General features: G+C 35.4%; 12 protein-coding genes. 2 read left to right on the top strand and 10 right to left on the bottom strand.

The features are described 5' to 3' along the window. Positions 1-48 precede the first annotated feature (48 nt). From AACH21_RS05580 to AACH21_RS05550, 7 genes are all read right to left on the bottom strand, one after another. Entirely contained in the window at positions 49-681 is a 633-nt protein-coding gene (locus AACH21_RS05580; protein ID WP_010082417.1) for a hypothetical protein, read from the bottom strand. Beyond that, positions 671-4,468, bottom strand: coding sequence for a type IV secretion system protein (locus AACH21_RS05575; RefSeq protein WP_338482411.1), 3,798 nt, complete (start codon positions 4,466-4,468; stop codon positions 671-673). Before AACH21_RS05575 ends, AACH21_RS05580 begins: the two co-directional genes overlap by 11 nt. A gap of 89 nt (positions 4,469-4,557) precedes the next feature. After that, entirely contained in the window at positions 4,558-7,539 is a 2,982-nt protein-coding gene (locus AACH21_RS05570; RefSeq protein ID WP_338482410.1) for a type IV secretion system protein, read from the bottom strand. Beyond that, positions 7,536-9,911, bottom strand: coding sequence for a type IV secretion system protein (locus AACH21_RS05565; protein ID WP_265030068.1), 2,376 nt, complete (start codon positions 9,909-9,911; stop codon positions 7,536-7,538). Before AACH21_RS05565 ends, AACH21_RS05570 begins: the two co-directional genes overlap by 4 nt. A 9-nt stretch (positions 9,912-9,920) precedes the next feature. After that, positions 9,921-12,485 (bottom strand): type IV secretion system protein, encoded by a 2,565-nt coding sequence (locus tag AACH21_RS05560; protein ID WP_077188209.1) that lies wholly within the window; start codon positions 12,483-12,485, stop codon positions 9,921-9,923. Then, positions 12,478-14,883, bottom strand: coding sequence for a VirB4 family type IV secretion/conjugal transfer ATPase (locus AACH21_RS05555; protein WP_338482408.1), 2,406 nt, complete (start codon positions 14,881-14,883; stop codon positions 12,478-12,480). The genes AACH21_RS05560 and AACH21_RS05555 overlap by 8 nt, the downstream gene beginning before the upstream one ends. Before the next feature lie 9 nt (positions 14,884-14,892). After that, positions 14,893-15,189: a type IV secretion system protein VirB3 gene (locus AACH21_RS05550; RefSeq protein ID WP_006279216.1), complete on the bottom strand. Its 297-nt coding sequence runs from the start codon at positions 15,187-15,189 to the stop codon at positions 14,893-14,895. 108 nt (positions 15,190-15,297) lie between these two features. Here AACH21_RS05550 and AACH21_RS05545 point away from each other — a divergent pair, with 108 nt between their 5' ends. Further along, positions 15,298-16,824 (top strand): lysine--tRNA ligase, encoded by a 1,527-nt coding sequence (locus tag AACH21_RS05545; RefSeq protein ID WP_338482406.1) that lies wholly within the window; start codon positions 15,298-15,300, stop codon positions 16,822-16,824. Between the two features lie 646 nt (positions 16,825-17,470). Here AACH21_RS05545 and AACH21_RS05540 read toward each other — a convergent pair. Continuing rightward, positions 17,471-18,427 (bottom strand): IS5 family transposase, encoded by a 957-nt coding sequence (locus AACH21_RS05540; protein WP_338482405.1) that lies wholly within the window; start codon positions 18,425-18,427, stop codon positions 17,471-17,473. A gap of 74 nt (positions 18,428-18,501) precedes the next feature. Here AACH21_RS05540 and AACH21_RS05535 point away from each other — a divergent pair, with 74 nt between their 5' ends. Then, positions 18,502-18,657 (top strand): hypothetical protein, encoded by a 156-nt coding sequence (locus AACH21_RS05535; protein WP_236514716.1) that lies wholly within the window; start codon positions 18,502-18,504, stop codon positions 18,655-18,657. A 148-nt stretch (positions 18,658-18,805) separates the two neighbouring features. Here the strand turns inward: AACH21_RS05535 and AACH21_RS05530 are convergent. Next, positions 18,806-19,638, bottom strand: a protein-coding gene (locus AACH21_RS05530) for an IS5-like element ISWpi1 family transposase (RefSeq protein WP_338482219.1) whose coding sequence is annotated in 2 segments (ribosomal slippage) — positions 18,806-19,269 and positions 19,269-19,638 — 834 coding nt in all. Because the reading frame shifts where the segments join, the coding sequence is not laid out codon by codon here. A 71-nt stretch (positions 19,639-19,709) separates the two neighbouring features. Further along, positions 19,710-20,721 (bottom strand): IS630 family transposase gene (locus AACH21_RS05525; protein WP_338482216.1). Its coding sequence is split into 2 segments (ribosomal slippage): positions 19,710-20,258 and positions 20,260-20,721, totalling 1,011 coding nucleotides; the frame shifts between segments, so codons are not numbered across the junction. Positions 20,722-20,725: the final 4 nt, after the last annotated feature.

The raw sequence follows: 20,725 nt of genomic DNA, 5'->3' as shown, positions 1-20,725 counted from the left end.
AGAGAAGCTATCGAGTCGCTTGTAAGAAAAACACAAACACAAGACTCATCAGTTATCTTTTTCTGATTTGCCTGCTGCATTAATTGCTTGACCAATCTCATCTTGTAAATCATCATGATCATTTTTTTCATCATGATTTAGCCCTTCAATTCTGCTTTCTAACTCTAACTTAATTATAGTATTGATTTTATCTATATTATCAAGAAAGCCTCTACATTCTTCTTCACTATACTCTTCACCAGATGCTTTTTTTTCAATAAATAGGTTTTTAAATCCTGCTAGATCAGAATTCTGATCGGTATTTAGTACAACATTTCTCTCTATGAAGCTAAGATCTGACAGCAGTAAGCTAACCTCTAACAGATCTTCACTTTTCACGCTTTTAAGGTCTTCAAGACTTTCTAAAATACTAAACACCTTAATCCTTTCTTGTACAATCTCTTTGTCTTCCTTATCAAATTCAGACAATAAACTATGATTATCTACAAATTTCTCACTCAAAGCTTTATTCAATTTAGCAAAATTGACATCCTTGTCAAGTGATGTGTTATCCCGCAACAAGTCTACCCTTGCCCTACGCGCATTTAAAATGTCGTCGTAGTCATTTAACTTTATGTTGCCATCTTTGTCTTGCTGCAATTTATAATAATCAAGGCCTTTGAAATTTTTATTAGTCTTCATCTTCAATCCTCTTCTCATCTCCTTTTGCATCTGGTTTCCTCATTGGTTCCGGTAATTTCCTTTTACTGTCTTCTCGATTTCTTTTTTCCTCTCTTTCAGCACGTTTTTTTATAGCTTCCTGGGTATTCATTCCAAAAAGTGCCTTAACGTACTCTTCTGGATTTTTTGGTTCTTTAAATAAAGGCTTAAGATTATAAACTTCGTCTTTTCGATCTCTTTCTTCTTTTCTTCTAGCTCTTTCAGCACGTTTTTCTACAGCTTCTGGAGTGTTCATTTCAAAAAGTGGTGAGAGGTTGTAAACTTTATCTTGATTTCTTCTGCCTTCTCTTTCAGCACGTTTTTCCATACCTTCAAAAGCAGATCCAAAATCATCAATTTCATCTGGGCCTTTTGGTTCCGTGCCTAAATTTCGTGTCACTTCATTTGATTGATCAGGCTTATCTTCTTCTGTTGGCTGATCATGCTGTAGTTGATTAGGCTTGTCTTCTTGTTCTGTGCTTAGTTCTCGTACTACCTTATCTGGCTGACCTCCCCCTCGTAGTCGAAGAGGGTCGCCTTCTTCTAGTGGCTGATCATGGTTATCTCTTACTAGTTCCGTGCCTAACTCTCGTTCTACCTTATTTGATTGATCAGGATTGTCTTTTTCTGGTTCTCTCTTACGGCCGATAGTGTAATCATGAAGCTTCTCTAAGAAATCTCGCCTATATTCTTTTGCTCTATAGAGTAGGTTATGATCATAGCCATGCTTTCCTATAGAGTCAAGGCCATGCTCCCAAGTAAATTTCATAGCATCTTCTATTGTATAGCCCAAATGTGATCCTACATATCCTTTGTAATATTCTAAATATTTACCGATCCTTCTATGCGTAATATCTTCCTTATCAACTCCAAATGCCCTGTAGATTTTTTCCTCAAGTTTATCAACGTCATTTTTAGGTGATGTTGCAAATTTTGTTGCTTCAATAGTAGCACCTACAAATTTACGTGGCACATCAATAGCGTATTTCAGCACTCCTCCAACTCTTGGTACTCTCCCCAGCAGATTAGCTGCACCTCCAGCTAATCTATCCGGTAAATGAGTAGCCCAACTGCCTAAAGACTCTAACCCTCCACCAATTTTATCTTGCACTGCTGATTTGCCAAAATATAAGATTTGACTTACAAAAGACGCATCTGGGTCGCCATGTGCAGTAGCGCTTGGAGAATGCTTAGAATACATACTAGATATATTGTAAACGCTGAATCCACCACCAGCGATACTTGAGCCCATTTGTTGTACGAACGTGCGTAAGGAGAACATTAAAAATGAAAGCAAGAATAATACAAAGATTTCCCCTGCATTGATTAAATAACCTCTCTGTATGTCTTGCACCCTTTGGTAATCACTATTTTCTCGATAATCTTTGCAATCCTCACAATCTTTACATTTCTTACAGTATTCACTGTTGGGATCCTTATATAAATCATGAAGTTTCAGTCTTCCACAACCTTGTTGTTCTAATACTCTTTGCACCAAAGACTTTATCTCTCTTTTGAGATCTGGTCTTATGGTACCTTTTCTGTAGTCATCCACTATTTTCCTATAATTTTTACACTTTGCTTCATCTTGCTGAGATCGACAGTAAAGCTCTGTTATTTTACTATTCATACCACCTATCTTTTTGTCTATATTGTTGATCAACAGTAGAATATCAGCTTTTTCTGATGCATATGATAAACTATTTGTTAAGCGTACTAGATCTTTTGCTCTACAGTCATTCTTCACTATCATATCACTTTCTGCAATATAGTGGTCTGCTGGATTCTTCTCAGTACCAGGAATTGGGTTAAAGAAAGGATAATCTATATAACGAAACCCTTTTTCAATGTAATCAGGTGGAAGAGGGATATATCCAGCGCCGCCAGTAAATTTTATTGTACCACCTTCTCTGCTTAGTTTTTCTATACCTTCTATATTTTTATCTATGTTAAGTGGAGAAGCTTCTCCAAGAGTGTAAGGTACAAAAATTTGCCCTGGGGTCCAACCAAAATACTGTTTATCAATGATACAAAAACCACCAAACACCCATTTTGGAGCACATAACCTTACCTCGAACCATTTATTGTAGCATACAGTAAAACCTAGTTGTCTATAAAAGGTATTCATTATAATGGAAGCCAGTAATGACAAGAGAGCAAATATCATAATCGACTTCAAACAAAAGCTGATGCAGAATTTTATCCAACCTTCAAATAGACTTTTCAGTGGTGAGAATAAAATAGAGATTAGGAACAGCGGCATGATAGCTATAAGAAAAGCTATACCCATAAAACCAGAGAGGAATATTATGTAAGCATATAAGCACAGCAAGAAATATAAAACTATCCCTATGAAAATTGCCGGTATCATCAGAAGGCTTGCCCACATTTGGTAATGCAAAAACGCTGCAAACTTTTTCCAAACAGAATAAGCAAAAAACTTATTGAACATGTCCTCCATGAAGCTAAACAACTTAGCTTCATCTCCTTGAGCAATACTTCCGGTGTTCATGTTGGGAGCAAAGTTAGTAATTATACTTATCAATTGTTCAAGACCTTTAACGAATAAAACAAGAAAATGATCATAGAAAAATCTAAAACTTCCAGGAGATATAAGCACTATTACTAGAGTGATTTTCATCATTCTGATGAGCATATCATGCTTAGTCTCTTGTATCATGCCAAAAAGATAAAGAAGCGATGAAATCATTACAAATAGAACAAGCAAGGAAAGAACAAAATTGTGAAAGCTCGTACTTTTTTCAGCTATATTTTCGAACATAGCTTGTGCAGCTGCAGGATCGTTACTGTTAAAATGCTCTTCACAATTTTTGTTAATCAATAATACACATTTTAGATAGTTATAAATATAATCAAAAAACCCAAAACTACTTGGCTGCTGCACTCCACTTAAGAACTCAAAAGAGTAGCCACCTACATTATCTAAGTAATATCTATCTAATATTTTTACATATATTTTCCATCCCTTTTTTAACTTCAACTCATTACAATTTCTGTCCTTTAATTTAGTGTTATCTCTGTCTAAAGTAAAAAATCCATTGTCGCCCTCTGCTGTGGAGTTATAACCTAGATGTACAGTAGGATATTGAGGATCGCGCATTAACTTTAGATTTTCGTTAGGATCATCTTTCCCCGTTTGAAACAAAAGATAAGCACCATGACCGTTGGTAAACCAACATGGAGCACCACGTGATACTGTATTTGCACTATCATCTTCATTAATGCACTTGCAATTTACAGTGCAACTTGCATTAGGCTTACTTGAAAATTTTTGTATGCTAGGTTTATAATCATTACAAACTAAGTGAAAATTAGGTAAACTATTATCACTTTGTTTACCTTCAAATTTAGTTGCATATTTTAACTGCTCCAAGCTTTGTAAGGTATAACTGCCTTTTTTAGATTCCTTCTTGTTATTATTACTCCAAGATGTCCATGCACCATTAACTCGCACTTTTAAACTATCTCCATTGGTTTCGAGTCCGGTATCCTCCCACTTCACCACTTGGTTATGGTGAAAACCATAATTAATTTCGCCAGTTTCAGGATCAATAACTTCTCCATCTCCTGGAATAAACGCATCGTGGTCGCTTGAAAAATGAGCGCTTACTGCAATAGGTTTAGGACCAAAATAGTCAGCAGATATACACCTTGGAAAAGGTATATCGTTTTTACTACAACCTGTGATCAGCACATAAGCTGCAAGAAGTAATACCCTAAACCAACATTTGCCTAAACGTGATTGCATATCTAAACTTTTTCCAAATACAGAATAAATTTCTAAAACTTTACTTAAAATATCTTTTTAATTAGTTACTCCATAATATCATTTATATCTTACTCCTCTCCATTTTCTTCCTTGTTTTTAGCTTTAGCACTAGGATCACTTCTTATTGTTTCATCAGAATTTTTTTGCTGATCTGATTGTTTTAATGTTTTAGGTCTATCACTCGTTGTTTTATCAGAACTTCCTTTAGAATCTTCTTTTTTGTCTGGTTGCTTTGGCGTGTTAGGTAATTTAGCCTCAATTTTTCCCCGATCTTTACTCATTTTCTGCTTGATACTCTGTATCATACTTTGGGTCTTATCATCAAGGCCAACGGTTGACAGCATAGCTTGCGATGCGCTCTTAGCAACTGTACCAACACCGCCAGTAACTCCATAACCAGAGCTAAATAGTGTTTGTACCATAGTTTCCGATATAGAAACAAAAGCTTCCATTGCACCGGCAATAATGAGGTATATAAACGCCTGGATTAGGTCTATAGGTAATGCTGCAAAGTGTCCACCAGCCCTTTCTCCGGTACTGAGTGCAACATCAACGCTAGTGCCAGGACTGTATCCAAGAGGCAGTATTGATTTCATCAAGCACAGATCATACGATAAGAAATTTACGCTAATTAAACATTGATAGCATGCAGAAAAATTTGTGAGGTTATATAAAACTGAATACATCAACTGATTTAAAAGAGATAAAAATGAAAATAAAATGACTGGTTCTAATGAAACATGAGCCAACGTTTTTATCCAATTATCAAACAAGGGTTTAGTCTTTTGAAATAGAATAAATACGATAAATAAAGGTGTTAATGACAGTAAAAACGCCACTAGAACAGTAGATATTACATATTTAAACGTAGCGCTAATAATGCATTTTAAGAACATAAAAGTAGCGTAGAGTATTGCCAAAAATGCAATAAAGCCAAAAGGACCAGAGAGCATCAATGATAAAAACTTTAACCAAGTTTCTGCTGTGAATAATACTCCTGCTGTCAAGTCTAAGAATGCAAATTTTCTCCCCCCTTCCCCTATATAGCCAGAAAAGCTATCAACCAAATAAGTGCTACCATCTATAAAAAGTCTGGATAAAGTTGTACCAAAAAGTTCCCAGCTTCTATCGCTAAAGGCAAAAGCTATAAATGCTATCTTGAACATTCTTACAATGAAATCAAATTTACTTAGCTGTATTGTTCCAAGCATATAGCCAACGACAGTAAATATAACGTATAGAGTAAGCAAAGCTCTTACCCCTTGAAGAAGACCTCTTGCATATCCTTTGTATGAATCTTTAACGCTGTCCCCAATTACTTCTTCTTTTATAAGTTTAAATACCCCGTTTACATTCGATGAAATAAAATCATTAATTTTTCTTTTAACAAATAAAGTTACTGTGTACTTATTATTTTCATAATATTTGCCATTTTTATCTGTAATGTCATCTCTCTCTACGTTGCTTACATTGATGCCGAAATATATCTTCTTAGATTCTTCGTTCTGAAAGTGTTCTCCGCTTATTACATCTAATATGGTGTACTCATCTTTTCCGTTTACTCTTTCTCTCACTTCTACCACTTTAAAATCATTAGTTCCCACACCATGCAAATCTTTAGGTGGCTCATCACCTAAATATACATATAATTTTTCGCCATTAATATATTCACATGATCTAGTCACTTTAACATGGTACCCACCTCTATTAGCTCCATAGTGACCATAATCTGCAATGGCAAGCATCACACTGCTACCAGGTGTTACACTTCCTATTGGATAGTCATGATTTAATTTTAAGGAAAAATCTTCAAAATTATCACTGATTTTTGAGCATACTAGTTTATCATTTTTCTCCTTTCCTGCTCCTCCTCTTTTTGGAAGACATTGAATACCTTTAGCATCGCCCTTCATATCATTACGCTTGCCTTCAGAAATACTTGCATCACCTGGATCGCTTATTTTTGCAACAAGAGCCTCAGCCCAAGATTTATCATCTTCAGTAAAACTACCTGCTTTAACATTCCCTTCCATTTTTTCTAGATAAGAATACATATCACATTTATTTCCTTTATCGTACTTCTTATACCTTATAGAGGAGACACAGTTCCGTTCTCCTGCTTGACCTAAACCATAGTTCCATATACCCTTCTCAGTATAGCATATATTTTGATGGTAACAGTTAAGCTCATAGGAGGAGTACTTTTTTCTCTCATCAAGACTACAGTTTTTTCCATCACATAACTCGTTCAATCCTATTTTAGCGCGGCGTAAATCAAGTAGTGAACCATATACCCATGGTTCGTTGTCTTGAATATAACCTTTATTAAAATGCACCTTATTATCATATGGGGTATACCCATTGCCAACTAGCACTTTGCTTTCCTTTGCTTTTGTTTTATCAAGAGGTAAAAATTGTATTTTATTTTTTGTACCATCTTTACCATCACAAAAAAACTCTCCCCCCTGATGTACTTCACTCACTGTAGCTTTCTTATATACAGTTTCCTTACGGTCATTTTCTACAGCTTTATAACAATTGTCATCAAAATTGATGCCTTTCCCTTCTGGATTGTCGTAATCAATTGTTATTTTTCTGGGAACTAAGCTGAAGCTTAACTTGTCACCAGGATTTACTTTAATTCCAGTGTCCACATAACGTCTATTGCTGCCAAATCCTTTGCCACCACATAGTTCGTTTTTACTTTCATTAACACCATAATTGTTAGGTACACTATTAATATCCGCAGCCTTACTATAATTTGGTTCTGAGCCATCAGCACAAAAGCTAGCTGGCACAAGTACTTTCCTTGGATTTTTGTCTTCTTTAAAAGGGCAAAAATTTACTGATCCATCGAGGGTGAATTTGATTTTCTCACCCTGACTAATTACCTGACCAGAATCAACCCAATGAATTTTATCGGCTTTACGAACTGGAACATCCACATTAACGCTGGTGTTTTTGCTCTGCAACCCAGGCTCGACACAATCCATATTACAACCAGTGATTGCAAGACACAGTATCAACAATAGTGATCTTTTACTTATCATTGCTGTCTTCCTTGTGGTATCTGAGGCGTTGACCTTTGAGTCCCTTGTGGTATTTGAGGTCTTGACGTACCTGACTGTTGAGAGGCATCTCCTCTTTCTCTTCTTTGAACGCTTTGTTCATCTAACCCTACTGTTCCCATTAAGCTTTGTTGATACTGTCTTCCAGGTTCGCTTGCTACATAAGCACCAAACAACGAGTCAGATATTGCCGAAGAAGCTTCAACTAAAGCTTTCATAGCGTGTCCCAAAATAACAAAAGCCATCATAGCGGTAATATTAGGTGTATATTTGGAAGCATAACCATAAAAAATACAAGGGTTAAAAATCTTTAGGTTAATATTAAGTATACATGTAGAGCAGACCTCAAAATCAAATACTGAATACACAATATAATCCATAACCTGACTTATCAGTGATATAAAAATTAAAAGGACCACTGGATGAATTGCAAATCTTGCTAAATTTTTAACCCAGTTTTGAAACATCTGCCTAGTATACGCAAATAAAAGACAAATAATAAAAATAGGTGCTAAAGAAAGTAATAACGCAACTATTGCTATAGATGTAATAAAAGAAAATAAGGCATTAAAAATAGATAAGCTCACTGTGATTAAACCCCAAATCACCAAGCAAAAAGATACAATGCCCAAAGGGCCAGAAAATATAAGAGATACTATTAACAATACTGAATGCGATGACAAGAACCTATTGAGCGGCAAATCAAGAAACTCAAAAACATTTGAAGTAGTGCCTCTAAAATTTGCTATTTCTATTAGTTGTTTTGGAGTGTTAATAAATATAGAGAATGCGTTGTTATAAAAAAAGTCCCAGCTATTATCCTGCAATAGCTGGGCGATGATTCCTATCTTTACGCATATAATTAAAAACTCATATATAGAAATATGAGTTAATCCAAAAAAGTAATAAAGAGTATATAAGATTATATATAGTACTAATAGTGATATTATAGTAGATCTAATGGTATTTGTTCTGCTTGATTTTATAAAACTTTCGTAAAGAGACTTCACAGGACTAGTATCAGAGTGAATTGCGTTAGGGTCTTTATAATTAGAGCCGAAAAATGCAGTTTTCACTTTTTCATCAAAGAAATTATATATTGCACTAAAAGTTTTTGTAGGTGGCTCTTTAGTTGTTAGGTTAATACTAAACTGACCTTCATTTTTGTAATCGCAGCCATGGTCTCTTATTCCATAATATATGGTGCCTTTTTTTTCTTTTAACTTTTCCTTTAAGCCTTCCATGTACTCAGTATCATGAACTTTGCTGATATCTACAGATATATCCGCTTGGTTTTCACCAGGCTTATGCTCAGGAAGTTTGTCAGAGACGCTTATATACAAACTATTCTCCAGACTGTGGTTCTTCGCTACTCTTATGTTGAAACCACCTTTGTCATTTCTATCATAGCAGTGCTCGTCATTTCTACTACATAAACTAAAAGTTAAACTTGGTGTTCGATGGTATTTTTCTATCTTATAATCACAGTTAGTGCATATGCCACCTGTTGGAATGTGTTCAAAATCTTCACCATCCATGTGAACACGTAATAGTGTAATGTCAGTTTTTACCTGTTTTTCCTTTAATACGTTACTAATAGTTTCAGCAATAACAGATTCACCACTAGAATTTAAAGCATTGAATATCTCACCTTCTATACTATTGTATTCAATGTATGCGCAACCTTTGTTTCCGCTGTCGGAAGGAAATTTACATATACGTCCGCAGAGTAAATTCAAAATGCGCGTATCTGTTTTGTTTTTCTGATCACTTGAAAGCTCACTGCAGTTTACACTTTCTCCTTGTTTTATAGAATTAATAATGTTTGTATCTTGACTTAACTGCGAAAAATCTGAATCCCAGTACTCTTTTCCATTCAACCATTGCGCATCGCCTATTATATATTTATTAGGACATATTTCACCCTGACATCCTTCTCGATTTAAAACATGTGCAAAATGTTCCGTTTCTTGTTCGCTGCACTTTTCATCAATTTTCACATACCTGATTTTTGTCTCACTCTCTTTATCTTTACACACTTTACTTCCAATAACACTAAAGCTTATCGTATCGCCTTCCTTAAGTGCAAATGGTAATGTAACGCTATTTTCCCCAGGCCCAATTGCAAAATCTTCATACTGCTTAGGGCAAAAATTAACCTTACTAGGCACTATACCAATCTCTGTTACTCTTATTCTATCTGAGATATTAACACCGGAATCAACCCACTTCTGCTCTGTTGACACTATATCTAGTTTTTCACGCAAACCTGATAAATTTTCTGGCTTAATACAGTGATGTTCCCCGCAGCCTGACAGAAAAAAAAACGGTATTATCAGCAAAAATTTTAGCATAAATCCAACTCATTCAGTGCTTTTGTTAACACTCTCGGAGCTACTAGAACCAGAACCTCGAGATTTACTCTTGTCTCCACCACTCAACTTCTTAGCAGCAGCACCAGCAACTCCAGCAACACCCCCAGCAGCAGCTTTGGCAGCAGATAAAGCTTTGCCCACCATTTGTCCAGGTGTCTGACCTGAGCCAAGTGCTGCTCTATGGTTACCAGCAAGTTCAGCAGCCATGCCAGGAAGAATGTTTAAAAAGTGGTAAAAGAGGAATAATACTAAACACAATTTTAATAATTCTCCGATGAGAGAGCTGCCAAACTCCATGTATGTAAAGTCGAATAGACCAAGTATGCTGCTCTTTTTAAAGCTATAATTTTGCATCATACATGCAAGAGTAGTTTCATTTTTATCACATTCCCCATTTTTCAATTTAAACCACTGTTTTTTCTTACTATATGAGATTTCTGCTTGTTTCTTTTCATATGACTTGTCCGGTTGTTCATTTTTATATGACTCGTCCAGTTCAAAATTTAAATTTTTAAAATAGATTTTATCACATGCTATGAACATAAAGGACAAAAACGCAAAAAGGATAACCGGGTATAAGCTATAGGTAATCAACTCTTTCACCCAGCCTTCAAAATATCCTTTGGTGTGTTGGAATAAAACCATAGGAATGAACAAAGGTGATAAAATGATGATTACACTTAAAGCAACTAGAGATAAAATAAATACATAGCACAGCCACAAAATAACCATCATCATCAGAACGGCCATAAATATACAGACAAGAGCTACTAAAATTTGTCCACCAGCAAAAATAATACCGATTACTGAACCTGCAACTAATAAGACAGGAGCAGCACCAAGCAAGACTGCTAACGTTGCAACACCTCCAGTACCAATTTTGCCACCAATTCCATCTAAAGGGGCACCTAAATAAAATAAAATTCTACAATCAAGCCTATCCCAAGGTGCAAGATAACTGTAAGATACCCTCTTTCCTGCACGAGTATATTCATAATCTGTACCTGCTTTATAATTACATATGCCTTTACTTTCAGATGATGCTTTTAGCACTATCTCTGACAAACCATTTGAGAGACGAGTTAATTCTCCATAATAATGAGACATGGTACTGCCTGTTGTGAAGTAAATCACTAAAGCGAATTTTATGATCAACATATACATTTCTTGAGGCCTCTGAACTCCACCAGACATGGCTTTTATAGAGAACAGTATTAAAGCTAAAACTAAAACAGCAGTTACAGTGTTTTTCAGCCTTTTCTGTGCTACAGATATAAAACTCTCACCATTTGGTGCACCTTTACCTGCAACTAAATTATCTAACGATTCCTTAATGCATTGCACTATCATAGAAGTTACGGGAATAGGAGCTAATGATTTACTCCCTGCCTGGTTATAACAAGCTTCAGAAACATACGAGCTAAAACAGCCAGCATTATCATAACCTACAAAAATTTTCCCCCCTTGTCCGTTGAGTCTTTTTTCTTTAGATCTGATAATAGTTTTATAGTCATCATTATTACCAATAGGAACTTTCTCCTCTCCTGTACCATCTTTATTTTTGAATATCATCACAGATTTTTCACACATAGGAGCAAGTGGGTCAGGTGGCAATTCCGTGCACCCCATATCAACCCCTTGCGGCCAAGGAGTCATTTCGATACCAAGCATTTTCACACTTGCTAACTCCACACATAATCTGCCCATTTTTCTTACTGCTTTAAATGTAGCTCCATGTATGGGTTCGCTCTGTCCTGCTTTGAGAACTTTACATTTCAGCTCACCATCAACCTTCGGGGACCATGACCCATCTACATATCCAGTATCTTTCTCCCTGACATCAAAATCTATGTATCCAGTTTCTTTTCTGAAATCAAAGTCTTTCTTGTTAAAAAGATTACCAAAAGTTAAAGGGTTTCGATGACATACTTCTATATATTCACTGTATTGCACACCGTTTTTTGGCCAGTAATAACTCTCTGTACTCTCCTGAACGTTAGAATTTAAGGCTTCTTTTTCTGCTCTTTTCCCGTCATAATCTTTTTTGTTCACGTCTTCCCGAGCTTTATTTTGCAAACAAGAAAAATATTCCTCTTCTGTTTGGTAATTTTCATTGGTGCAGCCACTATAACCTGTGTCTTCTAATTTAAAATTTTTGTATTTTCCATCATGATCACGTGCAACTGGGTGTTTAACAAAACTATGTTCACAAACAACAAGCCCTCCTATCGCTTTCCAGACTCCAACAATTGCAGCTATCATTCCAACAATAACAAGAGCGGTAAACAAACCAGCAGAAGAAACGATCAAAACAATGCCAGTAAATATTGCGCCAACAGCAATCGCTATTCCAGCAAGTGCTGCAGCTGTTTTAAACGCTCCACAATCAGGATTAGAGGCACGACTAAAACTGCCAGTGGAATTAAATCTGCTAACAAATTCTGTCTTGTCAGTACCACTTACTCCATCTGCAAGCACTGGATATGAGAGTAAAAAGTCTATATTTAGTAAAAATATCGCAATTAATAGCAATGACAGCTTAGTCTTAAACATTTTTTACCTTCTGATAAAATATAGGCAACCATACTTTTGGGTTGTCCCCAACTTCATTTAATATATCGTGTAACAATAGAACACTTTCTGCACGTCCGGATAATACGTTGATTATATCATCCAGGCCTTTTAAGTCTATTCTAGCTACTACAGCATTGACTCCTTGTTTCACCAAAAAGAATCTAGTACTCGGATCTGTGTGCTTAATTAATATATATTCACGTTCAGTTAACATAAAAACATCCCGATAGACACTAGTAGCTTTCAGATTTGGTAAAAAAATCTGTGTCGCTGTTTGTTGTACAAGCGTATCGCTAATAGTACTTTTACTTGCATCCTCAACACTCTGAGTAGCAAAAATCACAAAAGCATTTAGTTTTCTCAGTACCTTCAACCAGTCTTTTATCTTGGGTGCAAAAACTGGATTATCTATTAACGCCCATGCCTCATCAAGAACGATAATAGATGGAGTGCCATCAAGAGATATACTAATCCTATGAAATAAATAAATCAAGACCGGTCCAAGAGCAACAGGATCTTTGAGCAAGCTAGCCATCTCAAAACCAAATACTCTTGCTCGTGAAAAATCTAGCAAATCTTCTTTATTGTCAAATATTGCAGCATGAGAACCATTATCATGCCACATAGATATTGCCCCAGCTAGAGTATCAGGACCTGCAAGCCCTAAAAACGGTACGAGGTTTCTCAAGAATCTGTCTTCTTTTCTTAATTTAAAATTTCCTTCAATTGCATCATTAATTCGTGCAATATCTTCTGAAGTAAATTTGTCATTATATACCGAAATTAAAGACTTTATCCACTCCATTAAAAATGTTCTATTGTCAGAGGTATCATCAAGTTGTAAAGGATTAAAATTTGTTTTAGTTCTTGGTTCTATTACAGTATAGATACCACTAAGTGCTCTTAAGAAAATCTCTGCACCGCGATCTTTATCAAAAAAGAATATCCTTGGAGAAAACTTCATCGCTTGGGCACACAGGAAATTCATTAAAACAGTTTTACCAGCACCAGTTGGGCCAATTATCATAGTGTGTCCAACATCCCTTATATGAAAGTTGAAAAAAAATGGAGTACCAGATGTCGTGTCAAAAACTGTAACGGCATCTCCCCAGTGGTTATTGAATTTATTACCAGTAGGATAATTATGTTGAGATGCAAATCCAGCCAAATTAAGACTACTTATTGTAGCTTTTCTCACTATATAATCGAAATTACCAGGAATTTGCGCCCAAAATGCTGGTTCAAGGTTAACTCTCTCACGTATAGGGTAAACACCGCAATTAGAAAGCTCTGATTCTACCAACGACAGAGCGTTATCCAATGATTTAGGACTTTTTTCTATACATAAAATAGTCAGGTGATGTTGACCAAAGGCAATCTTACCACTCATTGCGTCATCAAGCGCTTGAGAAATTTCTGCTATTTGAGAAATAGCTTTATCTGCAGACTGTATCATTCGATTTTGCTGTATCTGCATTTTTCCAATCGCCATTTGCCTGTTTATAAATTGAAAAGATTGCGTAATTATAAACTCGTAAGGAAGTTGTAAAAACGAATCAAGCATTCCTGCAGAAGTATGATTTCCATATTCTTTGATACTAATTATTCCAGCATATTTACTCTCATTATGAGTCACAACCTGTATCATCTTACGGCCAAAGAATAACCTATGTACTGGTAAGTATCTTGATATTTCAGTTCTTAGCGGAAAAAGCGTATTTGTAACGAAGCCACAATTTACGATTCTAGATAGAAACTCCATTATTTCGCAGAACAAACCATCTGGAGTTTCTTTTACTCCAAGAATTTTAGGCGAATAATTTCTAAGGCTTGTCACTACACGATTTGTCGTTTCCTCTAAATCTTCATACGTGGCACGTATATCACTTTCCCAAGCATGTTTTGAAGTTACATGTCCGAATTTTTTTAGTAGATGTGACAAAAATTCTACTCCTTTTGTGTCCGCTCTACGGATAATCGTAATGTATAGGTCATTAATAAATGATTTCCTTGTTGCGTGTTTTTCTCTCCATTTTAGATTTACGTGATTAGCGAAAAAATTCGGCAAACCTTGACTTGCAAATTCATCAGAAAAAATATTTTTCTTACGTCTGATAGTATGAAAATACAAACTAAATGCCGGAGATGAAATGCTTCTTAGCATCTGATTCCTGATGTTCTTCTGTATGACTAAATCCTCGTCATCGGCAGTTTCAAATGCAAAACCACTTAATTTTATAACCTTAACCAACCAATTTTCTTTTGTCATCAAGGTTGTGCTATTCCAATAGCAAGAATAAGGAATAAATTCAGCAGCGTGAACTTCCCTGTTCAGAGTAGATTTATTCTTTGATTGAATAGCCCTAAACCTCAGCATCACACAACGTTAAGCAATATCATAAGAATTGGCTCCATGGTAAAAACGATTTAAACATTTCGAGCACTTTCCCAATTTTACCATAAATAATTCAATAAACAACGGTTCTTTTGCAGAAGCTATATAACCAAGTCCATGCATACCTGGTAACATTAAGAGAATCACTCTTAAATCATTTGAATTAATGAAAATTAGCATGCAAATCAGGACGTTTAATATTGCAAACATATAACTCACACCAAAGAGCATTGCAGGTCTTGTAAGACCTTTAAATAATTGATCTGTTTGTATACTACCTGTGGACATATCTTTAACCTTCTAATAATAGCTCTAACACTAATACTATATCATTATATTAAAAATCCATTGAAACTAGTAGCACTTTAAGTTAAGATACATTATTTAATCCCGGTAATGACAAGTTGGCCATTTCAAGAAGCAGAAAAAATATTGCAAGAGTTTCCTAATAAAAAAGAAATAATATTTGAAACTGGTTATGGACCCTCTGGTTTACCCCACATAGGAACCTTTGGAGAGGTTTTCCGCACTACAGTTATTGTAAATGCATTAAAAAAAATAGCTCCTGGTATAAAAACCAAAATCATTGCAGTTTCAGATGATATGGATGGTTTGCGAAAAATACCAGATAATGTGCCAAATCAAGAGATGCTAAGAGAGCACTTAAATAAACCATTGACTATGATACCTGATCCATTTGGCACTCATCAGAGTTATGGTCATCATATGAATTCATTGTTGTGTAAATTTCTTGATATGTTTGAATTTGAATACGAGTTCAGGAGTGCAACAGAGTGTTATAAATCTGGCGTTTACGATGAAAAACTTTTACTCTTACTGAAAAATTATGATAAAGTGATGGACGTAATGCTTCCATCATTTCGGGAAGAAAGACAGCAGACTTATAGTCCATTCTTGCCAATATGCCCAAAAACTTCTCAAGTTTTACAAGTTCCAGTAATTGAAACAAATACAGAGAAAGGAACAATCACATATGAAGACCCAAACGGGGAAAAAATAGAAGTTCCAGTGACAAAAGGAAAATGTAAACTGCAATGGAAACCTGATTGGGGAATGAGGTGGGCCGCATTTGGAGTAAATTACGAAGCTCACGGAAAAGATTTAACTCCATCTGCTGTGCTTTCAAGTCAAATATGTGAAATACTTGGAGAAAAGCCACCACTTCTGTTTTGCTACGAGCTTTTCCTTGATAAAGAAGGAAAGAAAATATCAAAATCAAAAGGAAATGGCATTTCAATTGAAGAGTGGCTAACTTACGCACCAACAGAGAGCTTAGCATTGTACATTTTTCAGAGTCCTAAAAAAGCTAAACGTTTATATTTTGATGTGATACCAAAATCAACTGATGAATATTTAGAATTTGTAAAGCGTTATCATGAGAACAAAGAAAAGGATATAAATAATCCTGCTTGGCACATTCACCAGGGCAATGTTTCCAGTATAGAAACTTCAGGCATAAATTTCTCACTACTTTTAAACCTAGCAGCAGCTTGTAATGCTGAAAACAAAGAGATCCTATGGGGTTTTATATCCTCTTATGCACCAAACGTTACACCAGAAAATAATAAAATGCTTGATAGACTTTCAGACTTTGCAGTAAAGTATTATCACGATTTTATCAAGCCAACAAAATCATATAAAACTCCAAATGAAAAAGAGAAAGAAGCGTTACTAGATTTGAAGGACACTTTACATTCTCTATCTATAACTGCTACTGCTGAAGAAATTCAATCTCAGGTATTTTCTATTGGAAAAAAATATGATTACACTAACTTACGTGACTGGTTTCAGCTATTATATGAAACGTTACTTGGCCAAAAAACCGGTCCAAGAATGGGATCTTTCATAAAGCTTTATGGAATGGATAATACGATTTCTCTCATAGAAAGCGCTATTAAATAGACTTCTTGCATAACCATATAACAAACTTTTATTGGAAATAGAAACGAAAAAACTTACTTGACACCCTTCGCCAGCTCCCTTATCATGAAACTGAAGCTATTTATTTATCTTCTCTGTACAGATTAAATGACAAAAAAACTCACGTATCTGGCGTCCCATGTTTAATTTTTTGCACTATGTGCACCTTATGTCTTTATAAAATTTCTAGGTTTTTACCTAATATAAGCTGAAATGCGCTTATAAAGCATTTAAAACATCAAAAAACGCCGATTTAAAAAATGGATAGTGAATAACTAGCTACCCTAGGGTTTCTTTTGCCTTTTTTTCTGTTTAGTAAATTTCTTAATGTTTATAATTTAGATTAGTTGCGGCTTAAAAGCAACTAAATCGCGGTTATTAAGCGTTTAGAATAAAAAAACGCCATACTTGAAAGTATAATGTAAGTAATTAGCCAACCACGGGGCTTCTTTTGCCTTTTTTTTCGTTTGGTAAATTCCTTAATATTTATAGCTAAGAGAGCCCAAGAGAGGTGTCATTCCAGCGCGTGACGCTGGAATCCAAAAAAAAGGATGATGTCATCCCAGTGCGTGACACTGGGATGGCTTTGTTGCATCGCTCTTCGGATAGTAGGTAACGTACAATAAATTCATGAAGCTATCTCAAACTTAGCCATGCCTATTTCAGTAAATTTGTTAAGCAAATAACACTTGAGTAGCAGTTCCTTCTCACGATTAATTTCAGATTTGCTCCTAAAACTAAACCCAAATGTCTTTTTTAATCGCGAGAAAAAACCTTCTATATAAGATCTTTTTCCATAACTCATCTCTTTTTTCCACTTCTTTATACCATCTTCATCATATGACTTTATGAGCTTGACTGCAGAATTTCTCTCAGCCATATAGTCTAACTTTGGATGCTCTGCTGCGTTGTTTTTCGGAGGAATTTTCGTTTTTATACCATATTGATTACACAGCTTATAGAGCTTTTCTCTGTCATATGCCCTATCTACATATAGTACTTTTATGACATACTGAAAATCGACTTCTTTTAGCAAATCACAAGCTCCATAGTGATCAGAGTAGACACCGTTACTGTATTTTACAGCTATGGCTTTTTTGCTGTTTGTATTCAACATTACATGCAATTTTCTTGTCTGTTCATAGCTGCGATACTTTCTATCTTCGATATTTTCTTTGCTATGACCAGGAGTGTTGTTGTATATACTAATTCCTGTACTGTCTATAGCAATTTCGATATCTTCCATATTATTTTTATCAATTCTGCAATCATTGATCTTAATATTGAGTTTCTTAAACCTTCTTGATGATTGTGAATAGCTGATAACTTGCAAATTTTTCCCAATTTGCTCAAGGTATCCTGCTATAAACCCAACTGTTTGCCTCAGGCCTATTCTAAATAAACAAGTTATTATGTGCACCAAAATTACAACTTTATCGCTATAAATATTGTTGCCACCTGGTATTTTTGGACCATTCTCGTACCACTTTTCTATGGCTTCGTTGATATAATGAAAAATATTTCCTCTTTTTTCTAGAAATTTGTTATATTCGCTATGGTTACTGACCCTCATTTTTTGTGGCATATTTTTTCTTCAACAGTTAAATCGCTATTTATAATGAATTTTGTCAGTAACTGCCAGTTCTTTTCACTTGAGCGATGCAACAAAGCCCACTGGCATCCAGCTTTCTTTATAAATTCACCAAAAGTGCTTCATTCTATAACGCAAAACCCATACTCACCAAATCCAATGCATTACTTGCAATTAAGTTTCCTGGATCCCAGTGTCTGGGCACTGGGATGACACCATCATAAAGGAATCAGTGTCAGCTACTTTCATGACACCATTCTTTTTCCTGGATCCAAGTAGTCGAGCTACTTGGATGACAGCTAGCCTGACAACCGTCATCCCGCTACCTGTTAGCGGGATCTATGCTAAGAGGTTGTCCGGAAACTAGTAAATTCAAGCATATTCCCTCTTTAACATAACCCTACTCATAGCTAGGTATATGAAATTCTCAGTGGATGTTGTGAGTAAATCATACTCCTTCGATAGCCTTCTATTCCTATTAACCCAAGCAAAAGTCCTTTCTACAACCCATCTTCTTGGCTGTACTTTAAACCCTTGTTCTCTTGTTGGTAGTAGCTCAGGTGGCGTATCTTTGTGCACCCAAAATCTACATGGAGGCCTTGTAACAATTTCAATATCTATGTCATATTCTTCCTTTGTGTGATTCTTTAAATTTCTTCCTTGGTATCCCATGTCAGCCCACATTTTTTTAACTTTAGTATATTTTGTTCTCATATTGTTTAATGCTATTTTAATACCATCTCTATCATTTTCGTTAGCAGCGCCTACGTAACAACCTAGTATAAAACCCTGAGTGTCTGTAATTATATGCCTTTTTCTACCCTTTACTTTTTTACTTCCATCATAGCCTTTGATCCCCCCTTTTCTGTAGTCTTTACAGATTGACTATCTACTATACAGGCACTCGGCTGCTCATTCCTTCCTATTTTTCTTCTACTATATTTTGTAATTTCATAATTCATTTTCTCAAAAATTCCCTGCTTCTTCCATTGCCTGAACTGCTCATACACAGTCTTCCATAGCGGAAAATCATTTGGTAAATACCGCCATTGACACCCTGTACGCAATACATAGAAAATTGCTTCTAATATTTCTCTTTTGCTATACTTTGGCGGCCTTCCTCCTTTCTTGTATGATACTCTGAAGTGTTTTTCTATTCTTGCCCATTCCCTTTCGCTTAGATCTGTTGGATACTTTTTTCTCATCTTTACCCCGTACTAAAATTTCAGATATTATAGCCTTTTACTTGTTTCCGGACAACCTCTTATACCAATTCTCATTGTTGTCCAGTCAAATAGGAAACATTGCAGAGTTGTTTAGTTGTGGAGCTGGCAAGAGAAGTAATAAATTTGCACAAAGCACCCTCAAGTAGAGCAATTGTATCGTATATTTTATTGCGCAAAATGTTCTGTTTTATATATAACCAAAGCCTCTCAACAGGATTTAGCTCAGGTGAGTATGGAGGTAGGTATATAATGTCGATATTTTTAGGTACCTTTAAATTTTTTGACCTATGCCAACTAGCACAGTCCATAACGAGAAAAGCCTCTCGTGTTTCTAGATATTGCGAAATTTGCTCAAGAAATATGTTCATGCAATCAGTGTTGACATTTGGTGCAAATAAGCTAGAACTCTCTCCATTTCTAGGATTAACTGCACTATAGAGATAGAAATTTTGCCTACCTAATTTTGTTTTAACCTGTGTTCTAATCCCCTTTTTAAACCACACATGTCCAACTTTTGAATGTGTGCCAAACCGTGATTCATCAAAGAAAAATAGCTCTTTTTCTGGATACTTGCTAATAGCTCCATTGAGATTTTTTTTTGAATTCCTCTTGTTTGCTTTTATCTTGTCCATTATGAACTGGTCTTGGTGTAATATATGAGAATTTCATCTTTTGCATATGGCGGTGTACTGTAGATTTGCTGATATTTAATCCGAACTTTTCCTGGATTCTTATTCTCATTTCTTTAATGGTGATATTAGGATTTTCTTCTATCCACTCTTCAATTTGCTGTAGTTGAGCCTGATTTAATTTAGTTTTTCTACGACGTTGTGAAGGAGCAAACAGTTTTTCTTCTCTGCCAATTTTCAAGAGTTTTACCCACGAAGTTAGTGCGCTTCTTGAAATGCAATATATTTTTGCTACAGCCGTTATACTGTACTTTTTTGCTGCAATTACAGCATTTAGTTTTTTTGAAACATATGCATTATTCCTTACTTTCTTCAGCATTTCTTTTGCTGATTCTACTACTTTTTCATCCAATAATTTTGATCTTAATGCCATTTAA

Origin of the sequence: Wolbachia endosymbiont (group A) of Ophion costatus, from assembly GCF_963969245.1 — a bacterium.
Lineage (GTDB): Bacteria > Pseudomonadota > Alphaproteobacteria > Rickettsiales > Anaplasmataceae > Wolbachia > Wolbachia pipientis.
This window is presented reverse-complemented; position numbering and strand designations above follow the sequence as displayed.

What these genes read in the sequence shown, in the direction of transcription:
- AACH21_RS05580 (WP_010082417.1), bottom strand. Translation starts at nt 681, where the DNA reads ATGAAGACTAATAAAAATTTCAAAGGCCTTGATTATTATAAATTGCAG.
- AACH21_RS05575 (WP_338482411.1), bottom strand. Translation starts at nt 4,468, where the DNA reads ATGCAATCACGTTTAGGCAAATGTTGGTTTAGGGTATTACTTCTTGCA.
- AACH21_RS05570 (WP_338482410.1), bottom strand. Translation starts at nt 7,539, where the DNA reads ATGATAAGTAAAAGATCACTATTGTTGATACTGTGTCTTGCAATCACT.
- AACH21_RS05565 (WP_265030068.1), bottom strand. Translation starts at nt 9,911, where the DNA reads ATGCTAAAATTTTTGCTGATAATACCGTTTTTTTTTCTGTCAGGCTGC.
- AACH21_RS05560 (WP_077188209.1), bottom strand. Translation starts at nt 12,485, where the DNA reads ATGTTTAAGACTAAGCTGTCATTGCTATTAATTGCGATATTTTTACTA.
- AACH21_RS05555 (WP_338482408.1), bottom strand. Translation starts at nt 14,883, where the DNA reads ATGCTGAGGTTTAGGGCTATTCAATCAAAGAATAAATCTACTCTGAAC.
- AACH21_RS05550 (WP_006279216.1), bottom strand. Translation starts at nt 15,189, where the DNA reads ATGTCCACAGGTAGTATACAAACAGATCAATTATTTAAAGGTCTTACA.
- AACH21_RS05545 (WP_338482406.1), top strand. Translation starts at nt 15,298, where the DNA reads ATGACAAGTTGGCCATTTCAAGAAGCAGAAAAAATATTGCAAGAGTTT.
- AACH21_RS05540 (WP_338482405.1), bottom strand. Translation starts at nt 18,427, where the DNA reads ATGCCACAAAAAATGAGGGTCAGTAACCATAGCGAATATAACAAATTT.
- AACH21_RS05535 (WP_236514716.1), top strand. Translation starts at nt 18,502, where the DNA reads ATGCAACAAAGCCCACTGGCATCCAGCTTTCTTTATAAATTCACCAAA.